Source organism: Microbacterium sp. Marseille-Q6965, assembly GCF_946151065.1.
Taxonomy (GTDB): domain Bacteria; phylum Actinomycetota; class Actinomycetes; order Actinomycetales; family Microbacteriaceae; genus Microbacterium.
In genome coordinates, this window is sequence record NZ_CAMGZA010000001.1 from 421,591 (window position 1) to 446,305 (window position 24,715).

The 24,715-nt window shown below is 71.7% G+C and carries 23 protein-coding genes; 7 read left to right on the top strand and 16 right to left on the bottom strand.

Annotated features, from left to right (window positions below; all coding sequences use genetic code 11):
* Window positions 1-267: 267 nt before the first annotated feature.
* The 6 genes from tkt to pgl are packed head-to-tail and all read left to right on the top strand — an operon-like array spanning window position 268 to window position 8,331.
* Window positions 268-2,343 (top strand): transketolase, encoded by a 2,076-nt coding sequence (gene tkt, locus N8N77_RS02115; RefSeq protein ID WP_261164251.1) that lies wholly within the window; start codon window positions 268-270, stop codon window positions 2,341-2,343.
* Window positions 2,340-3,452, top strand: coding sequence for a transaldolase (gene tal / locus N8N77_RS02120; RefSeq protein WP_261164253.1), 1,113 nt, complete (start codon window positions 2,340-2,342; stop codon window positions 3,450-3,452). The genes tkt and tal overlap by 4 nt, the downstream gene beginning before the upstream one ends.
* Window positions 3,449-5,047, top strand: a complete 1,599-nt coding sequence (locus N8N77_RS02125; RefSeq protein ID WP_261164255.1) for a glucose-6-phosphate isomerase — start codon at window positions 3,449-3,451, stop codon at window positions 5,045-5,047. The genes tal and N8N77_RS02125 overlap by 4 nt, the downstream gene beginning before the upstream one ends.
* A gap of 13 nt (window positions 5,048-5,060) precedes the next feature.
* Window positions 5,061-6,608: a glucose-6-phosphate dehydrogenase gene (gene zwf, locus N8N77_RS02130; protein ID WP_261164256.1), complete on the top strand. Its 1,548-nt coding sequence runs from the start codon at window positions 5,061-5,063 to the stop codon at window positions 6,606-6,608.
* Complete coding sequence (locus N8N77_RS02135) at window positions 6,605-7,555, top strand: glucose-6-phosphate dehydrogenase assembly protein OpcA (RefSeq protein ID WP_261164258.1); 951 nt, start codon at window positions 6,605-6,607, stop codon at window positions 7,553-7,555. The genes zwf and N8N77_RS02135 overlap by 4 nt, the downstream gene beginning before the upstream one ends.
* Window positions 7,552-8,331 carry a 6-phosphogluconolactonase gene (gene pgl, locus N8N77_RS02140; RefSeq protein WP_261164260.1) on the top strand — a complete coding sequence of 260 codons (780 nt, stop codon included), beginning with the start codon at window positions 7,552-7,554 and terminating at the stop codon, window positions 8,329-8,331. The genes N8N77_RS02135 and pgl overlap by 4 nt, the downstream gene beginning before the upstream one ends.
* A 66-nt stretch (window positions 8,332-8,397) precedes the next feature.
* On the opposite strand, the gene N8N77_RS02145 is transcribed toward pgl, so the two are convergent.
* The 11 genes from N8N77_RS02145 to N8N77_RS02195 form a co-directional block, all read right to left on the bottom strand.
* Window positions 8,398-8,754 carry an RNA polymerase-binding protein RbpA gene (locus tag N8N77_RS02145; protein WP_261164262.1) on the bottom strand — a complete coding sequence of 119 codons (357 nt, stop codon included), beginning with the start codon at window positions 8,752-8,754 and terminating at the stop codon, window positions 8,398-8,400.
* A 1-nt stretch (window position 8,755) separates the two neighbouring features.
* Complete coding sequence (secG, locus tag N8N77_RS02150; RefSeq protein WP_261164264.1) at window positions 8,756-9,004, bottom strand: preprotein translocase subunit SecG; 249 nt, start codon at window positions 9,002-9,004, stop codon at window positions 8,756-8,758.
* A gap of 9 nt (window positions 9,005-9,013) precedes the next feature.
* Window positions 9,014-9,805 (bottom strand): triose-phosphate isomerase, encoded by a 792-nt coding sequence (gene tpiA / locus N8N77_RS02155; protein ID WP_261164266.1) that lies wholly within the window; start codon window positions 9,803-9,805, stop codon window positions 9,014-9,016.
* Window positions 9,796-11,010: a phosphoglycerate kinase gene (locus tag N8N77_RS02160; RefSeq protein ID WP_261164268.1), complete on the bottom strand. Its 1,215-nt coding sequence runs from the start codon at window positions 11,008-11,010 to the stop codon at window positions 9,796-9,798. Before N8N77_RS02160 ends, tpiA begins: the two co-directional genes overlap by 10 nt.
* A 64-nt stretch (window positions 11,011-11,074) precedes the next feature.
* Window positions 11,075-12,079, bottom strand: coding sequence for a type I glyceraldehyde-3-phosphate dehydrogenase (gene gap / locus N8N77_RS02165; RefSeq protein WP_261164270.1), 1,005 nt, complete (start codon window positions 12,077-12,079; stop codon window positions 11,075-11,077).
* Between the two features lie 98 nt (window positions 12,080-12,177).
* Window positions 12,178-12,804 (bottom strand): superoxide dismutase, encoded by a 627-nt coding sequence (locus N8N77_RS02170; protein ID WP_261164272.1) that lies wholly within the window; start codon window positions 12,802-12,804, stop codon window positions 12,178-12,180.
* A 152-nt stretch (window positions 12,805-12,956) separates the two neighbouring features.
* A complete protein-coding gene (gene whiA, locus N8N77_RS02175) occupies window positions 12,957-13,952 on the bottom strand; it encodes a DNA-binding protein WhiA (protein ID WP_261164274.1) in 996 nt (331 codons plus the stop codon).
* Between the two features lie 181 nt (window positions 13,953-14,133).
* The gene (gene rapZ, locus N8N77_RS02180; protein WP_261164276.1) at window positions 14,134-15,018 is read right to left on the bottom strand and encodes an RNase adapter RapZ; all 885 of its coding nucleotides are present in this window, start codon (window positions 15,016-15,018) and stop codon (window positions 14,134-14,136) included.
* A 9-nt stretch (window positions 15,019-15,027) separates the two neighbouring features.
* Entirely contained in the window at window positions 15,028-17,121 is a 2,094-nt protein-coding gene (gene uvrC / locus N8N77_RS02185) for an excinuclease ABC subunit UvrC (RefSeq protein WP_261164278.1), read from the bottom strand.
* 3 nt (window positions 17,122-17,124) lie between these two features.
* Entirely contained in the window at window positions 17,125-20,019 is a 2,895-nt protein-coding gene (uvrA, locus tag N8N77_RS02190) for an excinuclease ABC subunit UvrA (protein WP_261164280.1), read from the bottom strand.
* Between the two features lie 56 nt (window positions 20,020-20,075).
* On the bottom strand, window positions 20,076-20,522 hold the full coding sequence (locus tag N8N77_RS02195; protein ID WP_261164282.1) for a MarR family winged helix-turn-helix transcriptional regulator: 447 nt from the start codon (window positions 20,520-20,522) through the stop codon (window positions 20,076-20,078).
* 42 nt (window positions 20,523-20,564) lie between these two features.
* Here N8N77_RS02195 and N8N77_RS02200 point away from each other — a divergent pair, with 42 nt between their 5' ends.
* On the top strand, window positions 20,565-20,759 hold the full coding sequence (locus N8N77_RS02200; RefSeq protein ID WP_261164284.1) for a hypothetical protein: 195 nt from the start codon (window positions 20,565-20,567) through the stop codon (window positions 20,757-20,759).
* A gap of 14 nt (window positions 20,760-20,773) precedes the next feature.
* On the opposite strand, the gene N8N77_RS02205 is transcribed toward N8N77_RS02200, so the two are convergent.
* From N8N77_RS02205 to N8N77_RS02225, 5 genes are read right to left on the bottom strand one after another with little or no spacing between them, the layout of a single operon-like run.
* Window positions 20,774-21,295: a hypothetical protein gene (locus N8N77_RS02205; protein ID WP_261164286.1), complete on the bottom strand. Its 522-nt coding sequence runs from the start codon at window positions 21,293-21,295 to the stop codon at window positions 20,774-20,776.
* Window positions 21,292-22,539: a DUF58 domain-containing protein gene (locus N8N77_RS02210; RefSeq protein ID WP_261164288.1), complete on the bottom strand. Its 1,248-nt coding sequence runs from the start codon at window positions 22,537-22,539 to the stop codon at window positions 21,292-21,294. The genes N8N77_RS02205 and N8N77_RS02210 overlap by 4 nt, the downstream gene beginning before the upstream one ends.
* A complete protein-coding gene (locus N8N77_RS02215; protein ID WP_261164290.1) occupies window positions 22,536-23,492 on the bottom strand; it encodes a MoxR family ATPase in 957 nt (318 codons plus the stop codon). The genes N8N77_RS02210 and N8N77_RS02215 overlap by 4 nt, the downstream gene beginning before the upstream one ends.
* A complete protein-coding gene (locus tag N8N77_RS02220; protein ID WP_261164292.1) occupies window positions 23,489-23,962 on the bottom strand; it encodes a hypothetical protein in 474 nt (157 codons plus the stop codon). The genes N8N77_RS02215 and N8N77_RS02220 overlap by 4 nt, the downstream gene beginning before the upstream one ends.
* Complete coding sequence (locus tag N8N77_RS02225; RefSeq protein WP_261164293.1) at window positions 23,959-24,675, bottom strand: DUF4129 domain-containing protein; 717 nt, start codon at window positions 24,673-24,675, stop codon at window positions 23,959-23,961. The genes N8N77_RS02220 and N8N77_RS02225 overlap by 4 nt, the downstream gene beginning before the upstream one ends.
* Window positions 24,676-24,715 lie beyond the last annotated feature (40 nt).

Genomic DNA, 24,715 nt, shown 5'->3' on the forward strand with positions numbered 1-24,715 from the left:
AGTCTACGGCATGAGGTTGCTGGGAAGCCGCTCCACGGCCGCGCGGATGCCACACCGGATCGCCCCCGCGAGCGGCATGCGCTGACCGGAAGCGCCGGCGCGACGGGCGGCCACCATACTCGCCGGAAGCGCCGCGGTCGAGGCCGGAACCAGGGCGTGCGCTGCTCGCTATGCTGGCCTTGAAACGCGCGCCCGTGCGCCGCCGCCGTGCGAACACGACGACCCCGGATCCTGCGCGGGCGCTCCATCCAGACGAAAGGCGGTCCCGTGTCGGAGCTGCGTTGGGACGAGATCGATCGGCGGGCCGTTGACACGGCACGCGTGCTGGCCGCGGATGCGGTGGAGAAGGTCGGCAACGGCCATCCCGGCACGGCGATGAGCCTGGCGCCTGCGGCGTACCTGCTCTACCAGCGGGTGATGCGACACGACCCGAGCGAGACCCACTGGCCGGGCCGCGACCGGTTCATCCTGTCGGCGGGTCACTCGTCGCTGACGCAGTACGTGCAGCTGTACCTCGGCGGCTTCGGTCTCGAGCTCGAAGACCTCGAGGCGCTGCGCACGTGGGGTTCGAAGACCCCCGGCCACCCCGAGTACGGCCACACCGACGGCGTCGAGATCACGACCGGCCCGCTCGGCCAGGGCCTGGCATCGTCGGTCGGCTTCGCCTACGCGGCGCGCTACGAGCGCGGCCTGTTCGACCCGGAGGCGCCCGCCGGCGAGAGCCCCTTCGACCACTTCGTGTACGTGATCGCCTCCGACGGCGACATGCAGGAGGGCGTCACGAACGAGGCCTCCTCGCTCGCGGGCCACCAGCGGCTGGGAAACCTCGTCGTCCTTTACGACGCCAACCAGATCTCCATCGAGGACGACACCAACGTCGCCTTCACCGAGGACGTCGCCGCGCGCTATGAGGCGCTCGGCTGGCACGTGCAGACCGTCGACTGGAAGAAGACCGGGGAGTACTCGGAGGACATCCACGAGCTCTACGGTGCGATCGAGGCCGCGAAGGCCGAGACGGACAAGCCGTCGCTCATCGTCCTCAAGACGATCATCGGCTGGCCCTCCCCCGGCAAGCAGAACACGGGGAAGATCCACGGCTCGGCGCTCGGCGCCGACGAGCTGCGCGCCACCAAGGAGGTGCTGGGCTTCGACCCCGAGCAGCACTTCGTCGTCGCCGAGGACGTGCTGGCCCACACCCGGGCGCTGCGCGAGCGCGGCCGCGCCGAGCGCGAGGCCTGGCAGGAGCGCTTCGACGCCTGGGCGACGGCCAACCCCGAGCGCAAGGCGCTGTGGGACCGACTGCAGGCCACGGAGCTGCCCGAGGGCCTCGAGGACGCGCTGCCGCAGTTCGAGGCCGGCAAGTCGGTGGCCACGCGTGCCGCATCGGGCCAGGTCATCAACGCGATCGCCGGCGTCATGCCCGAGCTGTGGGGCGGATCGGCCGACCTGGCCGAGTCCAACCTCACCACCATCAAGGACGCCCCCTCGTTCATCCCCGAGGAGTGGTCGACGCACGAGTGGGCGGGCACCCCTTACGGCCGTGTGTTGCACTTCGGCATCCGCGAGCACGCCATGGCGGCCATCGTCAACGGCATCGTGCTGCACGGTCCCACGCGGGCGTTCGGCGGCACCTTCCTGCAGTTCGCCGACTACATGCGCCCGGCCGTGCGCCTCGCGGCGCTCATGGGCATCCCGAGCGTGTACGTGTGGACGCACGACTCCATCGCTCTCGGTGAGGACGGGCCCACGCACCAGCCGATCGAGCACCTCGCGGCGCTGCGCGCCATCCCGGGTCTGGCCGTGGTCCGCCCGGCCGACGCCAACGAGACGGCCTACGCCTGGCTCGAGGTGCTCAAGCGCCGCGGCGGTCCCGCGGGCATCGCGCTCACGCGCCAGGGCGTGCCCACCTTCGACCGCACGGAGTTCGCGTCGGCGTCGCTCGTCGGCAAGGGCGCGTACGTGCTCGCGGACGCGCCGCACGGCGAGCCCGACGTCATCCTGATCGGCACCGGATCCGAGGTGCAGGTGGCCGTCGCCGCCCGCGAGCAGCTGGCCGCCGAGGGCGTGCAGGCGCGGGTCGTGTCGGCGCCGTGCCTGGAGTGGTTCGCCGAGCAGGACGAGGAGTACCGCGAGAGCGTGCTGCCGTCGTCCGTCCGCGCCCGCGTGTCGGTCGAGGCCGGCATCGCGATGCCGTGGCACGCCATCGTCGGCGACGCCGGTCGCTCGGTTTCGATCGAGCACTTCGGCGCGTCGGCCGACTACCAGACCCTGTACGAGAAGTTCGGCATCACCGCCGAGGCCGTCGCCCAGGCGGCACGCGAGTCCATCGAGGAGTCGAAGTGAGCACCACCCCCACCGCACAGCTCGCCGACGCGGGCGTGAGCATCTGGCTCGACGATCTCTCGCGCCAGCGGATCCAGAGCGGCAACCTGCAGGAGCTGATCACGACGCGCAACGTGTCGGGCGTCACGACCAACCCGACGATCTTCGCCGGCGCCCTCGCCAACGGCGAGGCCTACGACGCCCAGGTGACGCAGCTGGCCGCCGCCGGCGCGACGGTGGACGAGGCGATCTTCACGATCACCACCGACGACGTGCGCTCCGCGTGCGACGTGTTCGCGCCCGTGTTCGAGTCGACCGGCGGCGTCGACGGCCGTGTGTCGATCGAGGTCTCCCCCGAGCTCGCGCACGACACGGAGGGCACCGTCGCGCAGGCGCGCGACCTCGCCGACCGGGTGGGCCGGCCGAACGCGCTCATCAAGATCCCCGCGACGAAGGCCGGCCTGCCGGCCATCACCGAGGTGATCGGCTCGGGCATCAGCGTCAACGTGACGCTCATCTTCTCGCTCGAGCGCTACAGCGCGGTCATCGACGCCTACCTCGCGGGGCTCGAGAAGGCGCGTGAGGCGGGCATCGACCTGTCGACCATCCAGTCGGTGGCGTCGTTCTTCGTCTCGCGCGTGGACACCGAGGTCGACAAGCGCCTCGCCGCGCTGGAGTCGCCCGACGCGGCCGCGCTCAAGTCGAAGGCCGGCGTGGCCAACGCCCGCCTCGCCTTCGAGCTGTTCGAGCAGCGCTTCGCCGAGGAGCGGGCCACGGCCCTGCTCGACGCCGGCGCCAATGTGCAGCGCCCGCTGTGGGCGTCGACGGGCGTCAAGGACCCGTCGCTTCCCGACACGCTCTACGTGACGGAGCTCGTGGCGCCCGGCACCGTCAACACGATGCCCGAGAAGACGCTCGAGGCGACCTTCGACCACGCCGTCATCTCGGGTGACACCGTGACGGGGGCGTACTCGGAGGCGCACGCCGTGATGGACGCGCTCGCGTCGGTCGGCATCGACTTCGACGACGTCACCGAGGTGCTCGAGGAGGAGGGCGTGCAGAAGTTCGTCGCCTCGTGGCAGGAGCTGCAGGCCACCGTGGCCGCGGCGCTGAAGGGGGCGACGGCGTGACCTTCTCGATCCACGTCTCCGGCGCCGCCGGGGCGGCCGTGGAGCGCACGCTCCCCACGCTCGTCGCCGATCTCGTCGCCTCCGGCATCACCACCGGCGACGCCAGCCTGTGGGGCCCCGAGGCCGAGGACGAGGCGTCGAAGCGTCTCGGGTGGGTCAACGCGGTCTCCGTGTCGCGCCCGCTCGTGCCCGAGATCCTCGCCCTGCGCGAGGAGCTGAACGCCCGCGGCGTCGACCGCTTCGTGCTGGCGGGCATGGGCGGCTCGTCGCTCGCGCCCGAGGTCATCACCCAGACCGCCGGCGTCGAGCTGACGATCCTCGACTCCACCGCCCCGGGGCAGGTCCTCGCGGCGCTCGACGGCGGACTCGAGCGCACCGCGCTCGTCGTGTCGTCGAAGTCCGGCTCGACGGTCGAGACCGATTCGCAGCGCCGGGCCTTCGAGGCCGCGTTCCGCGACCTCGGCATCGACCCGGCCGAGCGGATCATCGTCGTCACCGATCCGGGTTCGCCGCTGGACGAGTCGGCGCGCGCCGCGGGCTACCGGGTGTTCAACGCCGATCCCACCGTGGGAGGCCGTTACTCGGCCCTCACGGCGTTCGGGCTCGTGCCGGCGGGCCTGGCGGGTGCCGACATCGCGGAGCTGCTCGACGAGGCCGAGGCCATCTCGCTGCAGGTGGCGATCGACTCCCCCGACAACCCCGCGCTCGTGCTCGGCGCCGCCATCGCGGCGACCGCGCCGCGCCGCGACAAGATGGCGCTCGTCACCGACGGCACGCACATCGTGGGCCTGCCCGACTGGATCGAGCAGCTCGTCGCCGAGTCGACGGGCAAGCAGGGCACCGGCATCCTGCCGGTCGTGCTCCTGCCCGTGTCCCCCGAGCTCGAGTCCCGACCGGCCGACCTGCAGGTCGTGCGGATCGTCGACGACGCGCGCGAGGCCGCGCACCGCCACCCCGACGAGATCCTCGTCAGCGGCACCCTGGGCGCGCAGTTCGTCGTGTGGGAGTACGCCACGGCGATCGCCGGTCGCCTGCTGGGCATCAACCCGTTCGACCAGCCCGACGTCGAGTCGGCGAAGCAGGCCGCCCGCGGCCTGCTCGACGCGCGCCCCGAGCCCGCGGCCCCGGCCTTCACGGAGCAGGGCATCGAGGTGCGCGTGACCGACCCGGCGCTGGCCGCGTCCGGCACGATCGCCGGCGTGCTGGACGCGCTGTGGGCCGCGCTGCCCGAGGACGGCTACGTCGCGATCCAGGCGTATGTGAACCGCCTGGAGCTGCCGCAGCTGCAGGGTCTGCGCGAGATGGTGGCGGCCGACTCGGGTCGCCCCACCACCTTCGGGTGGGGCCCGCGGTTCCTGCACTCGACCGGGCAGTACCACAAGGGCGGCCCCGCACAGGGCGTGTTCCTGCAGATCACCGAGCGCACCGAGACCGACGTGGAGATCCCCGAGCGGCCGTTCACGTTCGGGCAGCTCATCGAGGCGCAGGCCAACGGTGACGCCGCGGTGCTGGCCGAGCACGGTCGCCCGGTGGTCACGCTGACCCTCGTGGACCCGCAGGCCGACGTGCTCTCGCTTTACGAAGCCGCCCAGTAAGGCCCCCGCACCCATGACCGTTCAGATCTCGCGCGGCGTCAACCCGCTGCGCGATCCCGACGACCTTCGACTGAACCGGATCGCCGGGCCCAGCGCGCTCGTCATCTTCGGCGTGACGGGCGACCTGTCGCGCAAGAAGCTCATGCCGGCGGTGTACGACCTCGCCAACCGCGGCCTGCTGCCCCCGGGCTTCGCCCTCGTGGGCTTTGCGCGCCGCGACTGGGACGATGAGGACTTCGCGCAGGTGGTGCACGACGCCGTCCAGCAGCACTCCCGCACGGAGTTCCGCGAGGAGACCTGGCAGCAGTTGGCCGCCGGCATCCGCTTCGTGCAGGGCGAGTTCGACGACGACGCCGCGTTCGAGCGCCTGCGCGAGACGGTGGAGCGCCTGGACGCCGAACGCGGGACCATGGGGAACCACGCGTTCTACCTGTCGATCCCACCGAAGGCGTTCCCCACGGTGGCACAGCAGCTGCTGCGTTCGGGCCTCGTCGACGACGAGCCCGATCCCACACGATGGCGACGGGTCGTCATCGAAAAGCCGTTCGGTCACGACCTCGCCTCGGCGCGGGCCCTGAACGACGCCCTCGAGGCGGCGTTCCCCGCAGACGCGATCTTCCGGATCGATCACTACCTCGGCAAGGAGACGGTGCAGAACATCCTGGCGCTGCGCTTCGCCAATGAGCTGTTCGAGCCGATCTGGAACCGCAACCACATCGACCACGTGCAGATCACGATGGCCGAGGACATCGGCGTGGGCGGCCGAGCCGGCTACTACGACGGTGTCGGTGCGGCGCGCGACGTCATCCAGAACCACCTGCTGCAGCTGCTGGCGCTCACCGCGATGGAAGAGCCCATCAGCCTCTCGGCCGAGCACCTGCGCGCCGAGAAGGAGAAGGTGCTGGCGGCCGTGCGGCTGCCGGAGGACCTCTCGCTCGCGACCGCGCGCGGCCAGTACGCGGGCGGCTGGCAGGGGGGCGCGCAGGTGCGCGGCTTCCTCGAGGAGGAGGGGATGAACCCCGACTCCCGCTCGGAGACGTACGCGGCCATCAAGCTCGAGATCGGCACCCGCCGCTGGGCCGACGTGCCGTTCTACCTGCGCACCGGCAAGCGCCTGGGCCGCCGCGTGACCGAGATCGCGGTCGTGTTCAAGCGCGCTCCCGAGCACCTGTTTGCGCGCGCCCAGGCCGCCGAGCTCGGTCAGAATGCGCTCGTGATCCGGGTGCAGCCGGACGAGGGCGTCACCATCCGTTTCGGATCGAAGGTGCCCGGCACGGGCACGCACGTGCGCGACGTGACGATGGACTTCGGCTACGGCCACGCCTTCACCGAGGCGAGCCCCGAGGCGTACGAGCGACTCATCCTCGACGTGCTCCTGGGTGATCCGCCGCTGTTCCCCCGGCACGAGGAGGTCGAGCTGTCGTGGCGCATCCTCGATCCCGTCGAGGAGTACTGGGCGAGCCTGGACGAGCCGCTCGAGCAGTACCAGCCCGGCTCGTGGGGTCCCGCCTCGGCCGATGAGATGATGGCCCGCGACGGCAGGGTCTGGAGGCGCCCGTGATCTACGATCTGCCCGACACCACCGTCAGCACCGTCGCCAAGCGGCTCGTCACCGTCCGTGAGGAGGGCGGCGCCGTCGCCCTGGGGCGCGTGCTGACCCTCGTCATCGAGTGCCGGAACCGGCCCCGAGAGGCGGCGATCGAGGCGGCCAACGACGCGTCGCGCGAGCACCCGATGCGCGTCATCGTGCTCGTCCGCGACCCCGAGGGACCGCCCCGACTCGACGCTCAGATTCGCGTGGGCGGCGACGCCGGCGCGAGCGAGGTCGTCGTGCTGCACGCCTCCGGCGACACCGCTCGCGACACCGACGGCCTCGTCACCGGCCTGCTGCTGCCCGACGCTCCCGTGGTGGCGTGGTGGCCCGACGAGCCGCCGGCTGTGCCCGGCGCAGACCCGCTCGGTCGCATCGCGCAGCGGCGCATCACCGACACGTCCACCTCGCCCTCCACCACCGAGCGTCTCACGGCCCTCGGCCGCACGTACACGCCGGGCGATACCGACCTGGCGTGGACGCGGCTGACCCGGTGGCGCGAGCAGCTCGCGGCCGTGCTCGACCAGCCGCCGTACGAGCCGGTCACGGCGGTCGAGGTGCGCGGCGCGTCGACCTCGCCGTCGACGGCCCTGCTGGCGGCGTGGCTCGGCATGGCGCTGGACCTGCCGGTCACCTGGGCGTACGAGGATCCGGCCGTGTGGGACCACGGCATCCACTCGGTGCGCTTGAGCCGGCCGAGCGGCGACATTCTGCTGGAGCGCCACAACGACTCCGTCGCGCTGCTGACGCAGCCGGGGCAGCCCGACCACGAGCTGCTGCTGCCGCGACGCTCGCTGCGCGAATGCCTGGCTGAGGAGCTGCGCCGTCTGGACGCCGATCTGCTCTACGGTCGTGTCTTGACCGAAGGGTGGGAGCGGCTCGCTCCCCCGCTCTCGGCCGAGGAGGTGGACGGATGAACCCCGACCCCAGCGCCATCCGCGTCGTCGTCGAGTCCGACAAGGCCACGCTCGCGGAGAGCGTGGCGACGCGCTTCGTCGGCAAGCTCGTGCAGCTGACGCAGTCGCAGGGCGCCGTGCACGTGTCGCTGACGGGCGGATCGATGGGCGCCGCGGTCCTCGAACGGGTCGCGGCTCACCCGGGCGCCGGCATGATCGACTGGTCGCGCGTGCACTTCTGGTGGAGCGACGAGCGCTTCCTGCCGCGCGACGACGACGAGCGCAACGCGCTGCAGGCGCGGCGCGCTCTGCTCGACGTTCTCGACATCCCGGGCGAGAACGTCCACGAGCCCGCCGCCGCGGGCGAGGGCGTGGGGCTCGACGAGGCCGCCGAGGCCTACGCGGCCGAGCTGGCCCGGTTCGGCGACGAGCAGCGCCCCTGGCCCCTCTTCGACGTGTGCTTCCTGGGCGTCGGTCCCGACGGGCACATCGCCTCGCTGTTCCCCGACCGCGGCGAGGTTCGGGTGACCGACCGTGCGGTGCTGCCCGTGCGCGAATCGCCGAAGCCGCCGCCGGAGCGGATCACCTTCACGCGACCGGTCATCAACTCCTCGGTCCGCGTGTGGATGGTCGTCTCCGGCACCGACAAGGCGCCCGCGCTCGGGCTCGTGCTCGCGGGCGCCAGCTACCTCAGCGTGCCCGCCGCCGGGGCGTACGGCACCGCGCGCACCGTCATCTTCGTCGACCAAGACGCGGCCGCCGAGGTGCCCGAGGATCTCATCGACCCGGATTACTGATCCCCGCGCGACACGACAGAACCCCCGGTGGAATCCACCGGGGGTTCTTCGTGTCAACGGCGGCCGTCAGACCTCGCCGCGTCGCTCGCGCAGCTTCTGGAGCGCCTCCTCCAGCAGCTCCTCGGCCTCGTCGTCGGTGCGACGCTCCTTCACGTACGCGAGGTGCGTCTTGTAGGGCTCGTTCTTGGCGACCTGCGGCGGGTTGTCCTTGTCGCGCCCCGCGGGCAGCCCGGAGTTCGGGTGGTCGATGATCTCGGGGATCTCCTCCTCGGGCAGGCCGGCCGCGAAGTAGCGGACGGTCTCGTTGCCGAGGGCATCCCAGTAGCTGACGGCGACCCGGTCGGTGTGGTGACCGTGGTCCTGCTCGCCCATCGGCCCGGAGCCGACGCGCGTGCCTCGGATCGCGTTCCCGCCGACCGCCACGTCAGATCACCTGGAACTTCGTGATCAGGCCGAGGCCGACGATCGAGAGGAACCACACCAGCGCCACGACGACCGTGATGATGTTGAGGTTGCGCTCGGCGACGCCCGACGAGCCCACCGCCTGGGACATTCCGCCGCCGAACATGTCGGACAGGCCTCCGCCGCGCCCACGGTGCAGCAGGATGAAGAACGTCAGGATGAGGCTGGTCAGGCCCAGCAGGACCTGGAGGATGAACTCGAGTACGACCACAGCGAAAGCCTACACTCCGACGTGCTTCTGGAACCGGATGATCGAGGCGAACTCGTCGACCTTGAGGCTCGCGCCGCCCACGAGGGCGCCGTCCACGTCGGGCTCGCGCAGGAAGCCGGCGATGTTGGAGGCCTTCACGGAGCCGCCGTACAGCACGCGCGTCTTCGCCGCCGCGTCCTCGCCCAGCCGCTGCGCGATCACGTCGCGCAGCTTCTGGCAGACCTCCTGCGCCTGCTGCGGCGTGGCGGCCTGGCCGGAACCGATGGCCCACACGGGCTCGTAGGCGACGACGATCTCCGCGTCCGCCGCGACGCCCTCGAGCGCCTTCTCGAGCTGGCCCACCGGCACCGCGCTCGCGCCGTACTTCTCGAGGTCCTCGCTCGTCTCGCCCACGCAGATCACGGGCACGAGGCCGTGACGCAGCGCGGCCTGCACCTTGGCGGACACGACGTCGTCGCCCTCCGCGTGGTACTCGCGGCGCTCGGAGTGACCGATGATCACCGAAGCGACGTCGAGGCGCTTCAAGAACGCGCCCGAGATCTCACCGGTGTAGGCACCCGAGTCGTGCACCGACAAGTCCTGGGCGCCGAGCCCGAAGGGGATCTTGTCGGCGTCGAGCAGCGTCTGCACGCTGCGCAGGTCGGTGAACGGCGGGAAGACCGTGACGTCGACGCTCTCGAAGTCGTGCTTTGCGTCCTTCAGCGCCCAGTGCAGCTTCTGCACGAACGCGACCGCCTGCAGGTGGTCGAGGTTCATCTTCCAGTTGCCCGCGATCAGCGGGGTACGATCCTTCACGCCCATCCGAGTGCCTCCAGACCGGGGAGCTTCTTGCCTTCCAGGAACTCGAGGCTGGCGCCCCCGCCCGTCGAGATGTGACCGAACCGGTCGTCGGCGAAGCCGAGCGTGCGCACGGCCGCCGCGGAGTCGCCGCCGCCCACCACGCTCAGCCCGTCGACCTCTGTGAGGGCCTGCGCGACGGCGCGCGTGCCCGCCGCGAAGGCCGGGAACTCGAACACGCCCATCGGGCCGTTCCAGAACACTGTGCGCGATCCGGAGATCGCATCCGCGAACGCCGCGGCGGTCTCGGGTCCGATATCGAGACCCACCCCGGCGGCGCCGAACTCGGTCTCCTCGATCGCGTCGGCGGCGGCGACCTCGTGCTCGGCGTCGGCGGCGAACGAGGCCGCGACGACGACGTCGGTCGGCAGCACCAGCTCGACGCCCTTGTCGGCCGCCGTGGCGATGTAGCCCTTGACGGTGTCGATCTGGTCGGCCTCGAGCAGCGAGGAACCCACCTTGTGGCCCTGCGCGGCGAGGAACGTGAAGAGCATGCCGCCGCCGATCAGCAGGCGGTCGACCCGCGGCAGCAGGTGGTCGATGACGCCCAGCTTGTCGGACACCTTCGAGCCGCCGAGCACCACGGTGTAGGGGCGCTCGGGGTTCTCGGTGAGGCGGTCGAGCACGTCGAGCTCGGCCGCGATCAGCAGCCCGGCGGCGCTCGGCAGCAGGCCCTCGAGGTCGTAGACGCTCGCGTGCTTGCGGTGCACCGCGCCGAAGCCGTCAGAGACGACCGCGTCGCCCAGCGCCGCCAGGTCGCGTGCGAAGGCGAGGCGCTCGCCGTCGTCCTTCGACGTCTCGCCGGCGTTGAAGCGCAGGTTCTCCAGCAGCGCCACGCCGCCGTCGTGGAGGCCGGCGACGGTCTCCTGCGCCGACGCGCCGACGGTGTCGCTCGCGAAGGCGACGGGGCGGCCGAGCAGCTGCGCCAGCCGCTCGGCGACGGGGCCGAGGCTGTACTGCGGGTCGGGCTCGCCCTTGGGTCGGCCCAGGTGCGAGATCACGACGACGCGGGCGCCCTGGTCGAGCAGCGCCTGGATCGTGGGCAGCGACGCGCGGATGCGACCGTCGTCGCCGATCACGCCGTCCTTGAGAGGAACGTTCAGATCGCAGCGCACGATCACGCGCTTGCCGGCGAGGGAACCGAGTGAGTCGAGAGTTCGGAGTGTCATCACTGCGACTCTACAGCGATGGCCGCCCTGCAGCACAGGACGGCCATCGCTTGCGGGAATCCGCTCAGAACTTGCTGGCGACGATCTCCGTGAGGTCGACGAGGCGGTTCGAGTAGCCCCACTCGTTGTCGTACCACGACGACAGCTTGACCTGGGTGCCCATGACGCGCAGCAGGCCCGAGTCGAAGATCGACGAGTGCGGGTCGGTGACGATGTCGCTGGAGACGATCTCGTCCTCGGTGTACTTGAGGATGCCCTTGAGCGGGCCCTCCGCGGCCTCCTTGTACGCGGCCTTGATCTCGTCGAGCGTGAGCTCGCGCGAGGTCTCCACCGTGAGGTCGGTGATCGAGCCGGTGGGCACCGGCACGCGCAGCGCGAAGCCGTCAAGCTTGCCCTTGAGCTCCGGCAGCACGAGGCCGATGGCCTTCGCGGCACCGGTGGAGGTCGGCACGATGTTCAGGGCCGCGGCGCGGGCGCGACGCAGGTCCTTGTGCGGGCCGTCCTGGAGGTTCTGGTCGGCGGTGTAGGCGTGCACGGTCGTCATGAGACCGCGCTCGATGCCGAACTTGTCGTTGAACACCTTGGCCAGCGGCGCGAGGCAGTTGGTAGTGCACGACGCGTTCGAGATGATGTGGTGGTTCTCGGGGTCGTAGAGGTGCTCGTTGACACCGATCACGAACGTGGCGTCCTCGCCCTTGGCGGGGGCCGAGATGAGCACCTTCTTGGCGCCGCCCTCGATGTGCTTGCGCGCGTCGTCGGCGTTGGTGAAGCGACCGGTCGACTCGATGACGATGTCGACCCCGAGCTCGCCCCACGGCAGCGCGGCGGGGTCGCGCTCCTCGAGCGCGGCGATCTTGCGGCCGCCGACGGTGATCGAGGTCTCGTCGTACGTGACCTCCTCGTTGAGCACGCCCAGGATCGAGTCGTACTTGAGCAGGTGCGCGAGGGTCTTGTTGTCGGTGAGGTCGTTGACCGCGACGATCTCGAGGTCGCTCCCCTGCGCGAGGGCCGCGCGGAGGAAGTTCCGGCCGATGCGGCCGAAGCCGTTGATTCCGATCCTGACGGACACTGAGGTCTCCTGATTGCTATTCGTGCGTCGAATGACGTCTTCGGACGGGACGTGTGGTGGCCCGGCCGGCACGCACCCTGCCGGGCCACCCCCGTTGTTCAGGAGGCTACCAGCAGCCCCGCGGTCTTCTCGCGGGCCGTCTGGAAACGCTCCTGCACGTTCTCCCAGTTGATGATGTTCCAGAACGCCTTGACGTAGTCGGCCTTGACGTTCTTGTAGTCGAGGTAGAAGGCGTGCTCCCACATGTCGAGCAGCAGCACGGGCACCGTGCCGGCCGCCAGCTGCGTCTGCTGGTCGAAGAACTGCTGGATGATCAGGCGCTGGCCGATCGAGTCCCAGAACAGGCCGGCCCAGCCGGACCCCTGGATGCCGAGCGCGGCGGCGCCGAAGTGGCCCTGGAAGCCCTCGAACGAGCCGAAGTACTCCTGGATCGCGGCGGCGATCTCGCCCTCGGGCCGCTCCTGGCCCTCGGGGCTCAGGTTGGTCCAGAAGATCGAGTGGTTGGTGTGACCGCCGAGGTTGAAGGCGAGGTCCTTCTCCAGCTTGTTGACGTTCGCGAAGTCGCCCTTCTCGCGGGCCTCCGCCAGCTGCTCGAGCGCGGTGTTCGCGCCGGCCACGTAGGTGGCGTGGTGCTTGGAGTGGTGCAGCTCCATGATCTGGCCGCTGATGTGCGGCTCGAGCGCACCGTAATCGTAGGTCAGCTCGGGGAGCGTGTAGGTCGCCATCGATTCTTCCCATCCGCGCCGCGCCAGCGGCGCTCGTCGATCGTCCGTCCCGGAAGGGATCGCCCGGCCGGTGAGGGGCCGGTGAGACTCAGCCTAATGCGGTCCGGGAGGCGAGGGGCGGCCTTGCGGATCGGGCCCGGTCGTGCCAGCGCTCAGGCCGTGCGCGCGGCCTCCGCGGCCTCCGCGGCGGCCACCGCGGCCTCCGTGCCGGGGATGCCCTCCTGCTCGGCACGCTTGTCGGCCATCGCCAGCAGGCGACGGATGCGTCCGGCGACGGCGTCCTTGGTGAGCGGCGGGTCGGCGTGCTGGCCGAGCTCGTCGAGGCTGGCGTCGCGGTGCGTGAGGCGCAGCTGGCCGGCCTGGCGGAGGTGCTCGGGGACTTCCTCGCCGAGGATCTCGAGCGCGCGCTCCACGCGGGCGCACGCCGCCACGGCGGCCTGCGCGGACCGGCGGAGGTTCGCGTCGTCGAAGTTGACGAGGCGGTTCACGCCGGCGCGCACCTCGCGGCGCTGGCGCAGCTGGTCCCACTCGGAGGCGGTGTTGACGGCGCCGATCGCGACGAGCATGCCCTTGATGGCGTCGGGCTCGCGCACCACGACGCGCGGCACGCCGCGCACCTCGCGGGCCTTCGCGGCGACCCCGATGCGGTGGGCCGCGCCGACGAGAGCCATGGCGGCCTCACCAGACGGGCACGTCACCTCGAGCGCGGCCGAGCGCCCGGGCTCGGACAGCGTGCCTGTGGCGAGGAAGGCGCCGCGCCACACGGCGGCGAGGTCGTGCGGGGCGCCCGTCGTGAGGCGGTTCGGCAGGCCGCGCACCGGGCGGCGGCGGGCGTCGAGCAGGCCGGTCTGCCGGGCGAGCGTCTCGCCCCCGTCGATCACCCGCACCGCGAAGAAGTCGCCGTCCCGGGTGCCGGACGCCTGCACGTGGGCGATCTCGGGGCGCACGCCGTAGATCTCGGCGATGTCACGGGCCACGCGCTTGGCGATGATCGGCGAATCCACCTCGGCCTCGACCGCGACGCGGCCGGCGATCGAGTGCAGCCCGCCGGCAAAGCGCAGCAGGGCCGTCGACTCGGCGACCCGCACCGTCGGGCGGGGGTCCCGCACGGTGATCAGCTCGGCCTTGACATCGGCGGTCAGTGTCACGGATCTCCCTCACATCTCGAGCCGCGCGGTCACTCCGGCGCAGGCCTCCGCGCGCTCGATCTGTCGGCGCGGCGGGATGTTCCAGCCTACCCGCCCGGCTCGCGCAGCGCCGAGGGAGTTGCTCAGGCGGATGCGGTATCTCTGGGGGAAGGTCGCGCGCCGTGGCGGCGCTCGCGCGTGGTCACTCGCGCCCGAGGTCGCGGTGACGCACGCGGACCGCCACGCCGGGCTCGCCCGCCAGTCGGTCGGCGAGGGCCCTCGCCATGGCCACGGAGCGGTGCCGGCCGCCCGTGCATCCGACGCCGACCGTCGAGTGCCGCTTGTTCTCGCGCTGATACCCCTGCAACACGGGCCGCAGCGCCGCCGCGTAGGCGTCGAGGAACTCGGACGCGCCCTCTTGCGCCAGCACGTAGTCCCGCACGGCGTCGTCCTCGCCCGTGAGCGGGCGCAGCGCGTCGTCCCAGTGGGGGTTGGGCAGGAACCGCATGTCGGCGACCAGGTCGACGTCGGGCGGGAGGCCGTACTTGAATCCGAAGCTCATCACGGTCACCGTGTGCCGCGCCGAGCCCGCCTCCGAGAAGAGATCGGCCACGCGCGTGGCGAGCTGGTGGATGTTGCTCGAGGAGGTGTCGAGCACGACGTCCGCCTTCTCGCGCATCGGCGCGAGCATCTCCCGTTCGCGGCGGATGCCGTCGACGAGCGTGCCGTCCCCCTGCAGGGGGTGGGGGCGACGCACGGCCTCGAAGCGGCGCACGAGCACCTCGTCCGAGGCGTCGAGGAACACCAGGCGCACATTGCTGCGTGAGCGCAGCTCGAGCAACCGCTCGGGCAGTTCGCTGAACAGGTCGCGGCCGCGCACGTCGACCACGGCGGCCACGCGGGGCAGCTGGCTGCCGAGCCGACCGCTCAGATCGAGCAGCGGCCGCAGCATCTGCGGCGGCAGGTTGTCGACGACGTACCAGCCGAGGTCTTCGAGCGCATTGGCGACGGTCGAGCGGCCCGCGCCCGACATGCCCGTGACGATGAGCACCTCACTGGTGGGTGTCGTCGCTTCCGCCTCGCTCACGCTCCCACCCTATTGGCTCGGCTCGGGCGCCCGCACGCCGTCGGCGGTCGAGCGCACCGCACCGCCCGGCGCGACGCCCTGCGGCGCCGTCACCGCGTCGAATTCGAGGGGTTCGCTTCCCTCGGCGCCCGGCTCCTCGCCGCGGGCGTCGGTTTCGCCGCCGGCAAGGCGCGCGTCGGCCGCCGCCTCCGGGCCGGCCCCGGTGCGCAGCGCCGCGTGGACCGTCTCGGCGAGCTTCGGGCCGATGCCGGGCAGCTCGCGGATCTGCTCCACCGTCGCCCCGCGCAGCGCGGTGACGGAGCCGAAGTGCCGCAGCAGCGCCTTGATGCGGGCCTCCCCCAAACCGGGGATCTCGCTCAGCACCGTGCGGATGTCGCGGCGGCGGCGCTTGCGCTGATGGGTGATGGCGAAGCGGTGGGCCTCGTCACGCAGCCGCTGCACGAGGTACAGCGCCTCGCTCGAACGCGGCAGGATGACGGGGAAATCGTCGTCCGGCAGCCAGATCTCCTCGAGGCGCTTCGCGATGCCGACGACGGGGATCTCCTCGTGCCCGGTCTCGCGCAGTGCGCGCGCCGCGGCGTCGACCTGCGGTTTGCCACCGTCGACGATCAGCAGCTGCGGCGGGTACGCGAAGCGCCGCCGGCGCGCGGGCTCGGTCTGCACCACGACGCCGTCGGCGGTGGGGTCCGCGGCGGGCACGTCGGGCTCCTCCTCCGGTCGGTCGAGGTGGGCCAGGCGGCGCGTGAGCACCTGATGGATCGAGTCGGTGTCGTCCGTCGTCTCGGCGATCGAGAACGAGCGGTACTGGTCCTTGCGGGGCAGCCCGTCCTCGAAGACGACCATGGACCCGACGACGTTGGTGCCCTGAAGGTGCGAGATGTCGAAGCACTCGATGCGCAGCGGCGCCTCGTCCAGTCCCAGCGCCTCCTGCAGGTCGGTGAGGGCCTGGGTGCGGGCGACGTAGTCGCTGGTGCGGCGGGTCTTGTGGCGCAGCAGCGCCTGCTGCGCGTTGAGCGTGGCGGTGCGCATCAGCTCGGCGCGCTGGCCGCGGTGCGCGACGGCGAGCTCCACCGCCTTGCCGCGCTTGTCGCGCAGCCACTGCTGCAGTTCGTCGGCGTCCGGCGGCAGCGCCGGCACGAGCACGCGCCGGGGAACGTCGGCCGCCGCCGCGTCGCCGTACGCGCGCTCGATGATCTGCCCCACGAGGTCGCCGCCCGAGATGTCGAGCTCCTTGTCGATGGTGGTGGAGCTCACGCCGCGCACGCGCCCGCCGCGGATGACGAAGTGGTGCACGGCGGCGCTGAGCTCGTCCTCGGCGATGCCGAAAAGGTCGGCGTCGGCCTTCTCCGGCAACACGAGCGCGCTCTTGTTCAGCACCGCCTCGATCGACTGCAGCCGGTCGCGGTACACCGCGGCGGCCTCGTAGTCCATGGCGGCCGCGGCGGCCCTCATCTTGGCGGTCAGCTCCTTGGTGAACCGCTCGTCGCCGCCCTGCATGAAGGCGATGAAGTCGTCGACGATGGCACGGTGCTCCTCGATCGTGACGCGGCCCGAGCACGGCCCGCCGCACTTGCCGATCTGGCCCGGAAAGCACGGCCGGCCCGTCTGCATCGCCCGCTTGTAGGACGAGTCGCTGCAGGTGCGGATCGGGAAGACCCGGATCATGAGGTCGATCGTGTCGTGCACGGCCCACACCTTCGGATAGGGGCCGAAGTACTTGGCGCCGCGGATGCGCCGGTTACGCGTGACCATGACGCGCGGCGCCTCGTCCGCGAGCGTGATCGCCATGAAGGGGTACGACTTGTCGTCCCGATACCGCACGTTGAACGGCGGATCGAACTCCTTGATCCACTGATACTCGAGCTGCAGCGAGTCCACGTCGGTGGGCACGACGGTCCACTCCACGGAGGCGGCCGTCGTGACCATGCGTCGGGTGCGCTCGTGCAGCGTGTGCAGGGGCGCGAAGTAGTTCGACAGCCGCTGCCGAAGGTTCTTCGCCTTGCCGACGTAGAGCACCCGGCCGTTCGCGTCGCGGAACCGGTAGACGCCGGGATCGGTCGGGATCTCCCCCTGCTTCGGTTTGTACGGAAGCTGCGAGGCCATCCGCTATGCGACCTTCTTGCCTCGCGCGCGCTCCGCGATCCCGAGCGTCTCGGCGAGGAACGCGCCGGTGTGGCTGCCCTCGACACCCGCCACCTGCTCGGGCGTGCCGGTGGCGATGATCTGGCCGCCGCCCGATCCGCCCTCGGGGCCAAGGTCGATGATCCAGTCCGCCGACTTGATGACGTCGAGGTTGTGCTCGATGACGATGACCGTGTTGCCCTTCTCGACGAGGCCGTTCAGCACCTCGAGGAGCTTTCGCACGTCTTCGAAGTGCAGGCCGGTCGTGGGCTCGTCCAGCACGTAGATGCTGCGGCCGTTCGAGCGCTTCTGCAGCTCGGTGGCCAGCTTGACGCGCTGCGCCTCGCCACCCGACAGCGTCGTGGCCGCCTGGCCGAGGCGCACGTACCCCAGCCCGACGTCGACGAGCGTCTTCATGTAGCGGTGGATCGACTGGATCGGCTCGAAGAACTCCGCGGCCTCCGAGATCGACATCTCGAGCACCTCGGCGATGTTCTTGCCCTTGTAGTGCACCTGCAGGGTGTCGCGGTTGTACCGCTTGCCGTGGCACACCTCGCAGTCCACGTACACGTCGGGCAGGAAGTTCATCTCGATCTTGAGGGTGCCGTCGCCGGAGCACGCCTCGCAGCGCCCGCCCTTCACGTTGAAGCTGAAACGGCCCGCCTGGTAGCCGCGAACCTTCGCCTCGGGCGTCTCGGCGAACAGGTTGCGGATCTTGTCGAACACGCCCGTGTACGTGGCCGGGTTGGACCGCGGGGTGCGACCGATCGGGGCCTGGTCGACGTGCACGACCTTGTCGAGATGCTCGAGCCCCGTGACGCGCGTGTGCTTGCCGGGGACGGTGCGCGCCCCGTTGAGTCGTGACGCGAGCACCTCGTACAGGATGTCGTTCACGAGCGTCGACTTGCCCGACCCGCTCACGCCCGTGACGGCCGTGAACACGCCGAGCGGGAAGTCGGCCGTGACGTTCTTGAGGTTGTTCTCGCGGGCGCCGACGACCGACACCATGCGCTTGCGGTCGATCTTGCGGCGCTTCGCGGGCGTGGTGATCTCACGGCGGCCCGAGAGGTAGTCGGACGTGAGCGAGCGCTGCTCGCGCAGCAGTTCGTCGTACGGCCCGGAGTGGATGACCTCTCCCCCGCCCTCTCCGGCGCGCGGCCCGATGTCGACGATCCAATCGGCGGCCTCGATGGTCTCCTCGTCGTGCTCGACGACCACGAGGGTGTTGCCGAGGTCGCGCAGCGTCTCGAGCGTCTCGATGAGCCGGCGGTTGTCGCGCTGGTGCAGGCCGATCGACGGCTCATCCAGCACGTACAGCACGCCCGTGAGGCCGGTGCCGATCTGCGTGGCGAGGCGGATGCGCTGCGCCTCGCCGCCCGAGAGGGAGCCGGCGGAGCGACTGAGCGTGAGGTAGTTCAGGCCCACGCGGATGAGGAACTCGAGCCGCACGCGGATCTCGCGCAGCACCTGCGCGGCGATCATCGCCTCGCGATCGGTGAGCGTGATGCGGTTCACGAACCCCATCACATCCTCGAGGCTGAGGTCGGCGGCCTCCGCGATGGAGCGGCCGTCGACCTTGACGGCGAGCACCTCGGGCTTGAGGCGCGCGCCGCCGCACACGGGGCACGGCACCTCGCGCAGGTACTCTCCCCAGCGGGCACGCTGGTTGTCGCTCTCGGCCTGGTTGTACTGCCGCTCGATGTAGGGCACGACGCCCTCGAAGCCGCTCGCGTAACGGACCTCGCGGCCCCAGCGGTTCTTGAACTTGACGTTGACCTTGTAGTCCTCGCCGTAGAGCACGGCGTCGCGCACCACCTTCGGCAGGGCGCGCCACGGGGTGTCGAGCGAGAACGACAGGTCGCGCGACAGCCCCTCGAGCAGACGCTCGTAGTACTGGAACAGACCCTTGCCCTGGGTGGTCCACGGCACGATGACGCCCTCGCGGATCGACAGGTCCTCGTCGCCGAGCATGAGCTCGACGTCGACCGACATGCGCGTGCCGAGGCCCGAGCAGGCGGGGCAGGCACCGAAGGGCGCGTTGAACGAGAAGGTGCGCGGCTCGATCTCGGTCAGCTGCAGCGCGTGCCCGTTGGGGCAGGCGAGCTTCTCGGAGTACGACTGCCAGGCGGCCTCGCCCTCCTCGTCGACGAAGTTGACCTGCAGCACGCCGCCCGCCAGCCCGAGCGCCGTCTCGACCGAGTCGGTGACGCGCTGCAGGATGTCGCCGCGCGCGACGAGGCGGTCGACGACGACGGCGATGTCGTGCTTGTACGACTTCTTGAGGGTGGGCGGCTCGGCGAGCTGCACGAGCTCGCCGTCGACGACGGCGCGGGCGTAGCCCTTGGCGGCGAGCTCCTTGAAGAGGTCGACGAACTCGCCCTTCTTCTGCGTGACCACGGGGGCGACGATCTGGTAGCGCGTGCCCTCGGGCAACGCCACCAGCTGGTCGGCGATCTGCTGCACCGTCTGACGCTGGATCCGCTCGCCGCACTCCGGACAGTGCGGCACGCCGATGCGGGCCCACAGCAGACGCATGTAGTCGTAGATCTCGGTGATCGTGCCGACCGTCGAGCGCGGGTTGCGGTTCGTGGACTTCTGGTCGATCGACACGGCGGGGCTCAGCCCCTCGATGACGTCGACGTCGGGGCGGTCCACCTGACCGAGGAACTGGCGTGCGTAGGCGCTCAGCGACTCGACGTAGCGGCGCTGCCCCTCCGCGAAGATCGTGTCGAACGCGAGGCTCGACTTGCCCGACCCGGACAGGCCCGTGAACACGACCATCGAGTCCCTGGGGATGTCGAGGTCGACGTTCTTCAGATTGTGGACGCGGGCACCGCGCACACTGATCTTTCCGGCGTTCTTCACGGGTACGATGGGCACCCCACAAGTCTAGGCGGGGCCTCCGACACGGGATCCGGCGCCACCTGGGGAAGCGCTCAGCGCCCGCCCGCGAAGTCCTGCAGGGCGTCGCGAAGCGCGCTCAGCGTCTGCTCGCTCATGCCGGTCCTTGCCATCACCTGGCCCGGAACATCCAGCGCGCGCTCCCGCAGCGCAGCCCCGGCGTCGGTCAGGCCGATGTCGAGACGCCGCTCGTCACCGTCACGGCGCTGGCGCCGCACGAGCCCCTGCGCTTCGAGCCGCTTCACGAGCGGCGACACGGTGGCCGGCTCGAGCGCCAGCGCGTCGGCCAGCTCGCGCAGGGAACGCGGCGATCGCTCCCACAGCGCGAGCATCACGAGGTACTGCGGGTGCGTCAGCCCGAGCGGCTCGAGGATCGGCCGATAGATCGACACGACGTTGCGGGCCGCCGTGACAAGGGCGAAGCAGAGCTGATTGTCGAGCTTCAGCAGATGCTCGCGGGGGTCGGTGCGCTGATCGGACACGTGCTGATCCTACGCCTCCAAATCATTAGTACACTAACGAGTATGCCGAGGAAGATCCCCCTCCGGGAGCAGATCCGCGCCGCTGGCGGCTTCTACAACTGGTTCAACACCACGCTCATCCGCGTGGCCGGGCCGCCGCAGCTGGGCGAGGGCCGCGGAACGCCGTGCTCGCGCTGCGGCGAGTACAAGGACGACCACATCGAGCGCGACGGCGCCCTGCACTGCCCCGCCTCCTGACCGGGGCGCGGTGCTCACGCGCGGCCCGAGCGGGGCTCGCGTCGGTTCCCGCGGATCAGGAAGACGACGGCGATCCCGGCCAGGGCGAGTGCGCCGACGGGCGCCAGCCATGGCATCCCGCCACCCACGGGCAGCTGTGCAATGGTCAACGCGGCGGCCTGAGCCACGAGCTGGGCGACGGCGAACCGTGCGGCGAGGGGGCCGAGGGCACGCAACGAGACGCGCGCGCCGGCCGGAAGCAGCGCAGCGATCGACGTGAGCGTGTGGATGGCGTGCACGACGAACACCGCGAGCGCGGTCTGAGCCGGATGGGGCCCCGTGATCAGCATCCCGAGCACGATGAGGGGCAGCCCCAGATACGACACCCGCGTGGCCGGGAACACGGCCGCCACCGCGCCGAAAGCGACGGCGACAAGCTGCCAGCCGAGGACCGGCACGAGCGCGGCGCCTCCGCCCGCGACCGCGATCCCGAGCAGCACGCGCAGCACGGCGGCCGGAAGGGCGCGAGGCAGCACGATGCGGTGCCGTGCGGTCATGATCGCCTCCGCGCGAGTCTCCGCAACGAGGCGGCACCGTCATCGGTCCACCGCAGGGTCTCGATCCCGGCGCGGCGCAGTTCCGCGACGGTCTGCGTGCGCTCGGCGAGCAGCAGCCGCAGCGCCACCCGTTCGCGGGCGTCGAGCCGCGTCGCGTCGGTGTGCGGGAGGGTGTCGATCGCGATGACGCGGTGGCCGATGCTCGCCCACGCCTCCGCGAACTGCGCGGCCTGGCCGTCGAGGAACGTCGAGAGCAAGTAGACGATCGCGCCCCGAGGCAGCGGCGGCATGCGCACCCGCCGGGCCATCGCGGGGCGCGGCGCGATGCCGGCGATGGCGGCGCTCACCCGCGCAAGGTGGCGCCCGCCCGCGCCTGCGCGCACCGTGCGGCCCCCGCGCCCGAGCTCGTGCAGCCCCACCCGGTCGCCCTGCGCGACGGTGGCGGCCGCGATCGCGCGCGCCGCCTCGCGCGCGATATCGAGCGACGTGACGCCCTCACGCTCCCCCTGCGACCAGTCGAGCGCGTCCCCGGCCAGATCGTCCACGCCGTCGACGACGATCGCCACCGAGGCGTCGCTCATGGCGTCGGTGCGTCGCACGAACAGGTCGCCGGGGCGCCGGGCCAGCCGCGCCGTGGCGCGCCAGTCGATGCGGCGGCGCTCGTCGCCCGGCGCGTAGGGATGCACGTCACGCGGGTCCCCGCCCTGCCCGGGACGACGGCCCGCGTGCGCGCCATGCAGCCCAGTGAGGCGATCGGGCAGCGGGAGCTGCGCGATCTGGTGCTCGGCCGGCGCGATCGCGTGCGCGACGAGGACAGGCTCGGCGGCCGGGCCGCCGTCGGATCCCTCGAGGTCGACGATGCGTGCCGTGAGGGAGACCGGGAACCACGGGCCGGAGTGCCGTGCACCGCTGCGCGCCTCGGCGCGCTCCCCCGGCGCGAGCACAAGGTCACGCGTGACCCGGGAGCCCAGCACCGTCCGCACCTGCACCGCCTCGGCCCCGAGCGCGCCGGCGCAGAGCACGGTCGACACCTCGCCCTCACCGGCGGGAACCGGGTCGGTCACCACAACGTGCGGGTTCCCGCTCGGGCCGGGGCGCGCGACGGTGATGGCGGCGGTGACGACGAGCGGCAGGCCGAGGAGCGCGATGTCGGGGCGCGCGGTCGCGAGGCCCGTGGCACCGAGCAGCACGGCGCCCACCGCCCCGGCTGCGACGCCGGGCGCGAGCACTCCTCGGCGGCTCACCCGACCCGCTCCACGGTGGGCGGTACCGCCACCCGCGCGACGACGCGCTCGACGATCGCCGCGGGCGCGACGCCCGCCGCCCACGCCTGCGTCGTGAGGGTGAGCCGGTGGGCCAGCGCCGGCACGGCGACGCGCTTGACATCGTCGGGGCGGACGAAGTCTCGTCCGTCGATGGCGGCCAGCGCCCGCCCCAGCAGCAGCAGTGCTTGCGATCCGCGCGGCGAGGCGCCGACCGCGACGTCCTCGTCCTCGCGGGTGCCGCGCGCCAGGTCGACGCAGTACCGCGCGATGTCCCGCGCGACGTGGATCCGCTCGACCTCCGCCTGCAGTGCACGCAGCCCCGCGGCATCGACCACCGGCTGCACGTCGACGGACTCCCGTTGCCGCGCGATACGGCCCAGCAGGATCTCCGTCTCGCCGTCGGGCGTGGGGTAGCCGACGGCGAGGCGCACCATGAACCGGTCCAGCTGCGCCTCCGGCAGCGCGTACGTGCCCTCGTACTCGATCGGGTTCGACGTCGCGACGACGTGGAACGGCTCGGCGAGCGGGAAGGTGCGCCCCTCGACCGTGACCTGCCGCTCGGCCATCGCCTCCAGCAACGCCGACTGCGTCTTCGGAGTGGTGCGGTTGATCTCGTCGGCCAGGAGCAGCCCCGTGAAGAGGGGCCCGGGGCGGAACTCGAACGTGCCGGCATCCGGGGCGTACACGAACGACCCGGTGACGTCTCCCGGCAGCAGGTCGGGCGTGCACTGCAGCCGTCGGAAATCGAGCCCGAGCGCGCGTGCGAGGCTGCGTGCCGCAAGCGTCTTGCCGAGCCCGGGCACGTCCTCGAACAGCACGTGACCCCCGGCGAGGATCGCGGCGAGCGCGATCTCGAGGGGTTCCTGCATGCCGACCACCGCCATGCCGACACGGTCGAGGACGGCGCGCGAGGCCTGGGCGATGCGGGTCATGGCTGCTCCTTGCGGGACGGATCGGATCGTTCGAGGCGGGTGAGGAGGTCGTCGAGGGCGGTCAGCGTGAGCGGACGGCCCCCGAGCACGTCGCGGGCGACCGGCCCGAGGATCTCCGCGGCGCGGCGTGCGCCGTCAGGGGCGCCGGCCTCGATGCCGCGGTGGCGGAGCGCGCGGATGACGAGCCGCCGCGCGCGGGCGCGAACCTCGTCGCGTGCCGTGCCGCTGCGCCCGTCGAACCGGGAGGAGAGGTGCCGCACGTCGTGCCGCAGACCGAGCCGCGCCTCGACGGGCGGGTCGGGCAGCGGCGGCGCCGGTGACGACATGCTGCCGATGACGACGGCCGCGCCGGCGGCCGCGCCGGCGAGACCCCAGGCGACGGCGAAGACCAGCTCGAAGCCGATCACCGCGAGGACGACCGCGGTGAGCAGTCCCAGCAGGCCGACGAGGAGCGCGCGCACGAGAGTCATCGCCACGCCTCCCGGATCTCACGCAGGAGCCGGCGCGCCTCGGAGACGTCACGGCCGGTCGGCGTGCGACCGCCGTAGCGCACGTTCTCGTAGATCCTCAGGAGAGCCAGAATCGCCTCCTCGGCGCCGGTGCGGCCGAGCGCACGGACGGCGAACTCGGCCTGCGTCTCCGAGACGCCACGCGCGAGCCCGGCCGCGGCGGCCGTGGCCTCGAGACCGACCCATGCGGCGACGATGGCGTCGCGCGCGTCCCCCGGCTCCTCAAGGCGGGCCAGCGCCGACGCGAGTCCCGTGCGCACGCGGCGCGCATCGGGGTCGGCCGGTGCGGCGTCCGCGGGCGCGAGCAGGTCGATGTCGGCGTTCGTGGCCCCGGCGCCGGCCGCGCGCATCGACCGCAGCGACCGCAGAACGGCCATGAGGACGAGGATCCCCAGAATCGCGTACATGAGCGCGGTGATCGCGCCGAGCGTCGGGTCGGGTCCGGGCGCGATGTCGATCTCCGGCCCCGGTTCGGGGGTCGGCGTGACGGTCGGGCGCGGATCGGATGTGGGGATGTCGACCGGGGCGCCCGACTCCCACGCGAACCGCGGCTCGAACCCGGCGGGGCCCTGCCAGGCGGCGGCTGCGACGACGACGAGGAACAGCGCCGTGACGAGCGCGGGCAGCCACGCGCGGCGCGTCTGCGGCGGGGCGGGGGCCTCGGGCGCGGACATGCGAACACCCTAGCGAGGGCCCGAGCGCCCTTCCGGCAGC

Excerpts from the sequence above, each read along its gene's own strand:
- N8N77_RS02170 (WP_261164272.1), bottom strand. The coding sequence starts at position 12,804 with ATGGCGACCTACACGCTCCCCGAGCTGACCTACGATTACGGTGCGCTC.
- N8N77_RS02200 (WP_261164284.1), top strand. The coding sequence starts at position 20,565 with ATGCCGAGGAAGATCCCCCTCCGGGAGCAGATCCGCGCCGCTGGCGGC.
- N8N77_RS02215 (WP_261164290.1), bottom strand. The coding sequence starts at position 23,492 with ATGACCCGCATCGCCCAGGCCTCGCGCGCCGTCCTCGACCGTGTCGGC.
- N8N77_RS02160 (WP_261164268.1), bottom strand. The coding sequence starts at position 11,010 with ATGACACTCCGAACTCTCGACTCACTCGGTTCCCTCGCCGGCAAGCGC.
- N8N77_RS02205 (WP_261164286.1), bottom strand. The coding sequence starts at position 21,295 with ATGACCGCACGGCACCGCATCGTGCTGCCTCGCGCCCTTCCGGCCGCC.
- N8N77_RS02220 (WP_261164292.1), bottom strand. The coding sequence starts at position 23,962 with ATGACTCTCGTGCGCGCGCTCCTCGTCGGCCTGCTGGGACTGCTCACC.
- pgl (WP_261164260.1), top strand. The coding sequence starts at position 7,552 with ATGAACCCCGACCCCAGCGCCATCCGCGTCGTCGTCGAGTCCGACAAG.
- tpiA (WP_261164266.1), bottom strand. The coding sequence starts at position 9,805 with ATGGGCGTGAAGGATCGTACCCCGCTGATCGCGGGCAACTGGAAGATG.
- N8N77_RS02225 (WP_261164293.1), bottom strand. The coding sequence starts at position 24,675 with ATGTCCGCGCCCGAGGCCCCCGCCCCGCCGCAGACGCGCCGCGCGTGG.
- zwf (WP_261164256.1), top strand. The coding sequence starts at position 5,061 with ATGACCGTTCAGATCTCGCGCGGCGTCAACCCGCTGCGCGATCCCGAC.
- uvrC (WP_261164278.1), bottom strand. The coding sequence starts at position 17,121 with ATGGCCTCGCAGCTTCCGTACAAACCGAAGCAGGGGGAGATCCCGACC.